The organism is Protofrankia sp. CiP3 (assembly GCF_917627345.1).
Taxonomy (GTDB): domain Bacteria; phylum Actinomycetota; class Actinomycetes; order Frankiales; family Frankiaceae; genus Protofrankia.
In genome coordinates this window covers 1,792-3,226 of the sequence record NZ_CAKJTM010000226.1, presented here as the reverse complement: position 1 = coordinate 3,226, position 1,435 = coordinate 1,792, and the positions used below count along the sequence as shown (strand labels likewise).

At 69.1% G+C, this 1,435-nt stretch carries 2 protein-coding genes and 2 pseudogenes; 1 reads left to right on the top strand and 3 read right to left on the bottom strand.

Going from position 1 to position 1,435, the window contains the following annotated elements; translation table 11 throughout:
- From MJ797_RS26665 to MJ797_RS26655, 3 genes and pseudogenes are all read right to left on the bottom strand, one after another.
- Positions 1-512: pseudogene (locus MJ797_RS26665) on the bottom strand (CHAT domain-containing protein); the annotation flags it as partial.
- Positions 513-692: 180 nt separating this feature from the next.
- Positions 693-842 carry a hypothetical protein gene (locus tag MJ797_RS26660; protein ID WP_239342498.1) on the bottom strand — a complete coding sequence of 50 codons (150 nt, stop codon included), beginning with the start codon at positions 840-842 and terminating at the stop codon, positions 693-695.
- Entirely contained in the window at positions 824-1,222 is a 399-nt protein-coding gene (locus MJ797_RS26655) for a hypothetical protein (RefSeq protein ID WP_239342496.1), read from the bottom strand. The genes MJ797_RS26660 and MJ797_RS26655 overlap by 19 nt, the downstream gene beginning before the upstream one ends.
- An 11-nt stretch (positions 1,223-1,233) precedes the next feature.
- On the opposite strand from MJ797_RS26655, the pseudogene MJ797_RS26650 reads away from it, so the two are divergent.
- Positions 1,234-1,435, top strand: a pseudogene (locus MJ797_RS26650) (transposase); the annotation flags it as partial.

The following is a 1,435-nucleotide window of genomic DNA, read 5'->3' as shown; positions in this document are numbered from 1 at the left end:
TCGAACCGGATGTGCAGGGCGCTGCCGAGGCTGAACAGGTATATGGCGCGGTCGGGGTGGTTGGCGGAGATGGCCACCAGCGCCCGCCGCAGGAGGTCGATCACGGTGTCCAGCGCGGTACGGTCATCGGTGCGCAGCGCCTCACCCAACAGCCTGGCAGGGTGCGCCGCCCACGCCTCGGGCGTGTCGGGTGGGGCGGGCCGGTCCCGGTCGAAATAGGCGCGAACCTGATCGGGGACCGTGTCGGGGTGGCTCTGGTACACCGGGGCGAACAGGGCCAACGCGGTCGCGAGATCCCGATGGCCGTCGCCGACGTCGAGGACGAGGTAGCGCTCCCAGTACAGCCACCCTGCCGCGTGGGCGACCTTGAGGTTGGCGCCTGGGTCGGGGATCGCCCCGAGCAGCGCCCGCACCTCGGCGACCGCCTCCGGGTCTAGGACCGTGGCGGGATCCCGGTCGCGGAAGAACCGTTCCAGTCTGGCCTGTACCCGAGCGAGCTGAGGCTCCCGCATCCCCGTGGCCCCCCGTATCCTATCGTCGGTCGTCGATGACACTCGATCTGCATGCGCGGACGGCATGAACAGCGGCGTTCACGCTATATCGGGCGACCGCCGGGCCGGAGGGGTTCGGCTTGCGCGGGAGCCCGTCTTCCGCACATCTGGTTTTGATGGTGTGACGGGCCAGATTTATGATCATGGTGGATGAGTCGGGTCGACTCCGAGGAGGTCGAGGAGCCGCTGCTGGAGCGGGGTGGGCCGGGGGATGTAGGCGGGCTGGCTGTCGCGGGCGGGCACGAGACGCATCGGAGCGAGGGCGCGCAGGATCAGCAGGGTGGTCGGCACGGCGGCGCGGCGGACGTAGAGGCCCTCGACCTTCCCACCGGGGCCGGCTCGTCCCGTTCGATCAGAGCGTAGACGAGCAGCGCCAGGCACAGCAGGTGGAGCAGGCCGTGGATGCGTTTCGGGTTCTGCAGGAACACCGGGGCAACTCCGAGCGGTCCTTTGAGCGCCGAGTAGCGCCGCTCGACGGTTTCCTGGCTCTTGTAACGGGCTAGGACCTCGCCGGCATCGGCCTGGTCGGGCGTCAGGTTCGTCAGCAGCGCGAACCAGCCGTCGGCGGCCTCGTTGATCGTGAGGACGTCCTCATCGGAGTGCCTGTGGGGTGCCAGAAGTCGGCTTGGGCCTGTGACCTGGGCTGACGCGGTGGAGTGGGCTGCCGGCATGATGGTCAGCTATGTCCGTACGCCTGCCGTACCTGATCTTCGTTCGGGTCTGTAGCTGGCTCGTTCTCCTCAGCCGCTCGTCGGCATCGAAGGACATCGAGTTGCTGCTGTTGCGACATGAGGTCGCGGTGCTGCGCCGTGCCCAGCCGAAGCCGCGGTGGGACTGGGCGGACCGGGCGGTGCTCGCCGCACTGATCCGGCTCCTGCCCCGGG